The sequence below is a fragment of the Halovulum sp. GXIMD14793 genome (genome assembly GCF_054457435.1).
This window is the reverse complement of sequence record NZ_JBTLNE010000095.1, coordinates 1-7,264: the sequence shown is the minus strand read 5'-3', so window position 1 is coordinate 7,264 and position 7,264 is coordinate 1. Positions and strand designations below refer to the sequence as shown.

Below are 7,264 nucleotides of genomic sequence, written 5' to 3'. Positions count from 1 at the left end.
TTTCTCAGCGTCCGCACCGTTTGCACCCACTGGAAATCGACGACGAGATGTACAAATGGCGACATCTCATTGAAAACTACTTTCAAAAGTTGAAGGAATTCAAACGCATCGCAATGAGGTCAGAGAAAACGGATGCCTCCTATGCCGCGATGATCAACCTGTGCGCAGCCATCATAAACCTCACGATGAATGTCCACAGACCCTAGAGCATCTCGCGAAATACCTGAGACATAGGATTATCCCGAAACGCGGTGATAAGCCTATAGGGTGTACGCGTTTCGATTTGACCCAGCGCCCTGAAATCAGGCCACAGAGGTGTTAGTAATCCGTCCAAGCAAAGGATGGATGACCTGCTCGACTTTGTGTCTGACGCGTTGCAGACGGCCAACGGTTTCGCGTCTTGTGCATTGTAGATGACTGTACCCGTAAGGCGCTGGCAACTATCGAGGATCGTTCTTTGTCAGGAGCGCGGATGACCCGTGAACTGGATGAGCTGATCCGCAGGCGCGGCCAGCCTGACATGATTGTCTCTGACAATGGCACGGAAATAACCTCGCACACCGTGCTGGTATGGTGCCAGGGCACTGGCGTCGGCTGGCACTACATCGCACCGGAAAAGCCCCCTCTCAACAGATTGCTGCGCAATCGCCTGCCGGGCAATGGATGCAGAATGCCTTTGTGGAGTCATTTAACGGCAGGCTCCGCGACGAATGCCTGAACGAACACATCTTCGGCAATCTCGCCGAAGCACGAAAGATTATCAAAAACTGGAGGATCGATTAACACACAACGACCACACACATCGCTTGGCGGACTGGCTCCGGCCGTCTATGCCAATCTCAACCGTGACACCCGGCCTGCCTCGCTTGAGCTACGCAAGGGCTCCGCTCAGCAGGCCTTGACCACAACCGTATCAATAGAAAGAAACAGGAACGCATTCTACACCTGAATGGCCCGGATCAGCTCTCAAGAGCAAATATATTTATAAAAAAGTTGATCCAAAGGGGCAAAGCTGCTCATTTACTTTCATATGCAACTATTTCGAGAGGAAGAGGATGGCCATTCGGTTAGTTTCAACAGCACTAGCTTTTTTGCTTTCTGTTTCATCAGCCCAAGCAGATGAGCGCACCTTGCGGGCGTCTTCAGCATTTGCACTGGGCACGACTTTCTCGCGGGATTTCGAAGCATTTGTCGATTGGGTCAATGAAAATGGCCAAGGCGTCATACAGATTGACTTGATCGGCGGGCCAGAGGCGGTTCCACCGTTTGAGCTGGGCAATGCCGTTCAGGCGGGCGTGGTTGACATGGCGAACAACACTTCGGCGTTCTACGCCAATCTGGTGCCCGCCGGTGACGCCATTCATTTGGCAGAAAACACGATCCAGGATCAGCGGAAGAACGGTTGTTATGAGCTGATTGACGGGGTTCACCAACAGCAGATGAACGTAAAATACCTCGCGCATGTTGGCGATCACATGCCGTTTCATCTATATACAAATAAGCCGATCAACGGTGCGCAGCTGGATGGTTTGACCATCCGCACAACACCGGTTTATCGCGCCATGTTTGCGAAACTCGGGGCTAACCTCGTGCGCACAGCACCAGGAGAGGTTTACTCGGCACTCGAACGCGGGGCCATCGACGGTTACGGTTGGCCAAGCCAAGGCGTGTTGGACTTGGGCTGGCATGAAAAAACCAAGTACCGCATTGATCCGGGCTTCTATCAGGTGGACGTGAATTTCTTGGTTAATCTGGATGTCTGGAATGAGCTGAGCGATGAACAGAAAGCCAAGCTGGAAGAAGGCGCAGAATGGATCGAAGCGCAGAACATCAACAACAAAGATGTGAACAAAGCTGAATACATGCGGCAAGCTGAGGCAGGAATTGAAACGATCACCTTGTCTGATGCAGATCGCGAGCTTTGGCTTCAAACAGCCCAAAACGAAGGATGGGCAGTCGTCGAAAGCGTCGATGCGGACCTTGCTGGCAAGCTGCGTGCCTGTCTGAGCAACTGATCATGTTGCGTCTTTGGGACAGGTTTCTGGCTGCGCTTGCAATGGGCGCAGCAGGAATTTTGTTGCTGATCGCAACGGCAATTACTGTGAATGTCATCTTGCGCAGTACTGGCTTTCCGGTCCTTTACGGCACGTTGGATGCCGTCGAATACGGCCTTCTTCTGGCTTGCTTTCTTGGGACGCCATGGGTTTTGGCACAGCGCGCCCATGTGCAAGTGGACCTGCTGGTGAATGCGCTACCTGACCCGGTAGAATACAGATTGTCGCGTATCGTCAGCGCATTGGGCGCAGGGCTGTGTCTGGCATTCGCCTATTTTGGGTTCCAAGCCATGAGCGCGTCTTACGCGCGCGGCGCAATGATCCGCACGTCCTTTGTTATTCCCGAATGGTGGACCTTGGCCATTATCCCGACGGCACTCACCCTGTGCGCTTTGGAATTCGTGCGCCAATGCTGGTGGCCCGTTTCGACACCCAAAGAAATAAGCGGCGTTTAACCATGGCAGACTGGGCACTTGTTCTGATGACAATGCTAGGCGGGCTGGGGGCGTTGCTGCTCATTGGGCTTCCGGTGGCCTTTGCGTTTTTGGCCGTCACGCTCTGCGGTGCTTATGTTGTTCTGGGCGGCGAAGCCGGGCTGTTACAACTGACCCGGAACACCGCAAAAACGGTCGCGAATTTTCAACTGGCACCCATACCGCTTTTCATTCTGATGGGGGAAATCCTGTTCCAGACAGGTATCGCGCATCGGGCAATCGACGCTATTGATCGGCTGATTTCACGAATGCCGGGGCGGTTATCGGTGGTCACGATTTTTGGCGGCACCATCTTTGCAGCACTATCAGGGTCCACAATCGCCAATACGGCCATGTTGGGATCAACACTGCTGCCCAATATGCTGGAACGAGGCTACCGCCCAACACTCGCTATGGGGCCGATTATGGCATCTGGTGCCATTGCTATGTTGATCCCGCCCTCAGCTTTGGCTGTCTTGGTCGGCTCATTGGCGGGTATCTCGATTTCAAAACTGCTTTTGGCAGGTGTGATCCCCGCCTTGCTGCTCGCGCTGTTGTTCGTGGCCTATGTCGTTGGTCGCTGCATTCTACAGCCGGAGCTTGCACCGCAGGACGATTTGCCACCGATGACACGCGGTGAGCGCTGGAAACCCTTCCTGATCTACGTTCTACCCTTGTCGGCCCTGTTCGCGTTGGTTATCGGAAGCCTCTTTGCTGGGATTGCAACCCCGACGGAATCCGCCGCCCTTGGATGTTTCGGCGCGCTTCTGGCGGGGCTAGGCTACCGTAGCTTGTCGCGCAGATCCTTGGGCAAGGCGATGATGGAAACGGTAAAACTATCCGTCATGATCCTGATCATCATCGCGACCAGTCAGACCTTTGCTCAGATCCTCAGCTTCAGCGGCGCAACGCGTGGTTTGATATCAATGATCAACGGGTTTGAGCTGACACCGCTTGGCGTATTGATCGGGATGATCGTGATCTTGCTGGTGCTTGGATGTTTCATCGATCAGGTGTCTATGCTGATGGTAACCGTGCCGATCTTTGTGCCTTTGGCGACCGCAGTTGGCATCGATGAAATTCTGCTCGGCGTTGTATATCTGTTGACGATGGAGATCGGGCTGTTGACCCCGCCATTTGGCCTTTTGCTCTTTGTGATGAGAGGCGCGGCACCACCCCAAATCACCATGGGAATGATCTATCGGTCCGTGATGCCATTTCTGACAATCAAGATCGTGGTCTTGGCGCTCATTCTTGTTGTTCCTGCTTTGGCAACTTGGCTTCCCAACGCAGCAATTGACTGATTTCAGACAGCGTTAGATGATTCACGTTTATCGCATGATGAATCGCGCCAAGTTTGCCGGAGGCTCCAACTCGGCCCAACTGGCCCGAGCGTGCATGTGTGGACGCCTCCGGGAACGCAAGCAGAATCTTTGGGTGAGTTTTGGGAATGCGGTCGAGTTCCTACGTGTGTCCGGCCTCTGGTTGCGGCGCATTTGGCCGCGGCCCTTATGGATAGTACGAAGATCAGGTCCAAATCGAAATCCCGCAGTCTAGGCCGCATGCACGCTCCCTGGTTTCCCCAATCCCATCATTCTCGACTGTTCGCCCATAATCCTCCGCTAAGAACTACCGCATTCCGGCTGACAACCGGCCTACATCAAGCCGCCAGTTGAACTCGATACACATCCTCGTTTCTCATCACCGCCCACGCCATTCGAGCCATCTTGTTTGCCAATGCAACGGCCACAAGCATCTTGGGCTTTCATTTTAACATTCGATCAAGCCAAGATCTATCAGGCGCGCCGCCTTTACGTTCAACAGATTGGATAACAGACATCGCGCCGAGGATGAGCAATCTCCTGATGTCTCTTTGACCCATCTTCGATGTTCGACCGAGCCTGGCTCTTCCGCCCGTTGAATGCTGTCTCGGTGTCAAACCCGCCCAGGCGGCGAAGTCACGGCCTTTACTGAAACTTTCACGAGAGGGCGCAAGTGATGCAATCGCTATGGCGCACATTGGGCCGACCCCGGGAATGGTCATCAAGCGTCTCGCTGTCTCATCCTGTCGGGCAGCCGCTTCAATCCGAGACGTTAGGTTCTCAATTTGCCAATCCAATACGCGGATGTGGTCAAAGAGCCGAACGCACATATTGCGCATGGTCAGAGGCAGATCGGAGGCATCGCCATCGGCAATCATGAACTCAAGCTTTCTGACATGAGATGGACCCTGAGGGGCTACGATCCCATACTCGGCCAAGTGGCCGCGCAGCGTATTGATAACCTGAGTGCGTTGCTCAACGAACAACTCCCGCGTTTTCAACAGCATGGATTGAGACTGCTGCTCAGCGGATTTTACGGCAACAGATCTCATCTCGGCGCGCGCTGCAGCCTCTGCGATCGCTTCGGCATCAGCTGCATCGTTCTTTTGACGTTTTCTGAATGGCTTCACGTATTGTGGCGGAATGAGCTGTACGTCATGTCCAAGCTGTTGGATCTCCCGACCCCAATAGTGGGAGCTGGAACACGCTTCCATTGCAACAAGGCATGGTGGCTGCCCCGTCAAAAATCCAACACACCCGCACGACGGATCTTGCGACACAACCCTTTGGTTTCAGCCCATTGGAGCCAAAAAAGAAATGGTGTGTTTTTCCGCATGTGGTACACGTGGAGGCGCGGCAAATTTTTGGTAATTCAACGTGATCAATGCTGTAGTGAGGCTAACAGACTGCGTAAGAAATTGCCCCTGAAGAGAAATAAACGAACACAATGACTCTGAAGCCTCAACATCGCACACATAAAGAAAGCCTATGGCGGTTCCTGATCTTGGTCGGGCTACTGATTGCCTATTTTGCCTATATGAGTTGGAAGTTCGATGCGGCGACTGGTGCCTGGTTAGCGGTCCTGTCTTGGAGCTTCTTTGTGCTTTGCACGCCCGTCGCTGATGGCGGGTTCATCGTGGCCTTTCCCGTCAGGTTGTTGTTTGGCACGCGCATGATCTGGACCCAGGTTGTTGTGTGGGGCGTGGCAATCTTGATCAATGTTGCAGCACTTTCGGTTGCGCCGGGCGCCTATGACGACAGCGCCTTAACACGTCTGCTGCATGCCATTCTCACCCAGCCTTGGCCATTCTGGTCTATTTTCGTTTTGTCGGCTGTCGGCACTGGATTGTCGATCTGGTTTGGCGATGAGATGATGGACGTCACCGGCCACCATGAACGTGTGGCGCATCATAGACACGGGTTCGTTTTCAAGGTGATTGCTGTCGCGGCATTGGGGACACTTACTATCCTTGCATATTATCAACTGCTCAATGAGTTGGGCGTTGAGATACCGGGTAGCTGATCCATGACGAATAGGTCCGGTAATCGCCCTGGAGCCTGGCTGGCGTTCACAATCGTCTCGTTGTTTTTCTTGTTCGAATTCGTGGCGCGGATCGAGCCCTCTTTGGCGTCTGAAGACATCGCGGCTTGGTTTGGGCTGAGCAATGGCGGCTTTGGAACACTTTCCAGCGTCTTCTTCTGGATATACGCGCCGATGCAACTTGCCGTGGGCCTTGTTTTGGATCGATATGGCTCGCGCCGATTTGTGGTACCGGCTATCCTGATCCTGTCCGTGGGTGTCGCATTGTTTGCATGGAGCAATGATCCGATCATCGCGGGAGTTGGTCGTTTCTTGACTGGACTTGGTGCGTCCTTCGGGTTCGTCAGCGGGCTATACGTCGTAAACCACTGGTTCGCGCCCTCACGGTTCGCGGTCCTTTCGGGAGCAGTCAACGCTTTGGGTATGCTCGGAACTGCGATTGGTGCCGTCGCGCTGACTAGTGTGATTGGTCACTCCGGCTGGCGTCCGGTTTTCTTTGCAACAGCGGCCTCGGGTGTGGTTTTGTTTCTGTTGGCCGCTGTGTTCCTGCGCGACACGCAGGACCAATCTGAGGATAAGCAGTCCTTGCTGGCACCGCTGCGCCTTGTGGTGTCTGATAAACGCGTTTGGTGGATCGCTGTGCTGGGCGCACTCTACTATATGCCCGTCAACGTCTTTGGTGGGCTTTGGGGAAAGGCTGAGTTGTCGGCAGATCATGGCTTGACCTCCGTCAAAGCAGAAACGGCGATTTCCATGATCTTTTGGGGGATGGCTATGGGATCAATCGCTGCGGGGTGGGTCTCGGACAAGATCGGACACCGAAAGTGGATCGTTGTTTCAAACGTACTGCTCGCAGCGCTGGCCTACAGCGCCGCCATCTATAGTGATAGCACATCAGAGCTGTTCATCTCTGCGATGCTATTTCTCGGAGGCCTCTTCGGTGGAGCACAGATGCTGACCTTTGCCATGGCCAAGGAAGGGCATCCAAAATCTGTCAGCGGCACAGTCATCGCGTTTGTAAATATGATCGGGATCGGAGGCGCTTTGATATTCCAACCGCTTGTCGGAACGTTTATTGATATGAGTGGCGGTGCGTTTGGGATGGCGTTGCTGACCATTCCGATTTGCCTCATCATCAGTGCGATTATGGCAATGTTCGTATCCGAGCAGCGCCATGAAGACCACCTTGACAGCTAGCTCGTGAACTGGCGTCGCAAAACTATGCCGTTAGAGATCCTATGGGGCCACGGGCGGGGGTTCTGTCGCAAATTTTTCAGTTCGCTGTTGATTTTCGTTTCTGTTATGCCCTCTGCAAAAAAAAGGCAGGCGAAATGGCTATCAATTTCAAAGGGGCGCATTACCCTAAAAGCGTGA

General features: G+C 53.7%; 6 protein-coding genes and 2 pseudogenes. 7 read left to right on the top strand and 1 reads right to left on the bottom strand.

Features of this window, described 5'->3' with window-relative positions:
* The 5 genes and pseudogenes from ACW9UQ_RS17945 to ACW9UQ_RS17925 form a co-directional block, all read left to right on the top strand.
* On the top strand, positions 1-206 hold a 206-nt coding region (locus tag ACW9UQ_RS17945), incomplete at its 5' end, for a transposase (protein WP_458932368.1).
* 147 nt (positions 207-353) lie between these two features.
* A pseudogene (locus ACW9UQ_RS17940) lies at positions 354-949 on the top strand (integrase core domain-containing protein); the annotation flags it as partial.
* Between the two features lie 106 nt (positions 950-1,055).
* A complete protein-coding gene (gene dctP / locus ACW9UQ_RS17935) occupies positions 1,056-2,015 on the top strand; it encodes a TRAP transporter substrate-binding protein DctP (RefSeq protein ID WP_458932367.1) in 960 nt (319 codons plus the stop codon).
* 2 nt (positions 2,016-2,017) lie between these two features.
* Entirely contained in the window at positions 2,018-2,509 is a 492-nt protein-coding gene (locus ACW9UQ_RS17930) for a TRAP transporter small permease (RefSeq protein ID WP_458932366.1), read from the top strand.
* A 2-nt stretch (positions 2,510-2,511) separates the two neighbouring features.
* Positions 2,512-3,831, top strand: coding sequence for a TRAP transporter large permease (locus tag ACW9UQ_RS17925; RefSeq protein ID WP_458932365.1), 1,320 nt, complete (start codon positions 2,512-2,514; stop codon positions 3,829-3,831).
* 356 nt (positions 3,832-4,187) lie between these two features.
* Here ACW9UQ_RS17925 and ACW9UQ_RS17920 read toward each other — a convergent pair.
* Positions 4,188-5,185, bottom strand: a pseudogene (locus ACW9UQ_RS17920) (IS110 family RNA-guided transposase).
* A 111-nt stretch (positions 5,186-5,296) separates the two neighbouring features.
* On the opposite strand from ACW9UQ_RS17920, the gene ACW9UQ_RS17915 reads away from it, so the two are divergent.
* Together ACW9UQ_RS17915 and ACW9UQ_RS17910 are read left to right on the top strand one after the other, a co-directional pair.
* Positions 5,297-5,872 carry a hypothetical protein gene (locus ACW9UQ_RS17915; RefSeq protein WP_458932364.1) on the top strand — a complete coding sequence of 192 codons (576 nt, stop codon included), beginning with the start codon at positions 5,297-5,299 and terminating at the stop codon, positions 5,870-5,872.
* A gap of 3 nt (positions 5,873-5,875) precedes the next feature.
* Complete coding sequence (locus tag ACW9UQ_RS17910) at positions 5,876-7,087, top strand: MFS transporter (protein ID WP_458932363.1); 1,212 nt, start codon at positions 5,876-5,878, stop codon at positions 7,085-7,087.
* Positions 7,088-7,264 lie beyond the last annotated feature (177 nt).

What these genes read in the sequence shown, in the direction of transcription:
- dctP (WP_458932367.1), top strand. Translation starts at nt 1,056, where the DNA reads ATGGCCATTCGGTTAGTTTCAACAGCACTAGCTTTTTTGCTTTCTGTT.
- ACW9UQ_RS17930 (WP_458932366.1), top strand. Translation starts at nt 2,018, where the DNA reads ATGTTGCGTCTTTGGGACAGGTTTCTGGCTGCGCTTGCAATGGGCGCA.
- ACW9UQ_RS17925 (WP_458932365.1), top strand. Translation starts at nt 2,512, where the DNA reads ATGGCAGACTGGGCACTTGTTCTGATGACAATGCTAGGCGGGCTGGGG.
- ACW9UQ_RS17915 (WP_458932364.1), top strand. Translation starts at nt 5,297, where the DNA reads ATGACTCTGAAGCCTCAACATCGCACACATAAAGAAAGCCTATGGCGG.
- ACW9UQ_RS17910 (WP_458932363.1), top strand. Translation starts at nt 5,876, where the DNA reads ATGACGAATAGGTCCGGTAATCGCCCTGGAGCCTGGCTGGCGTTCACA.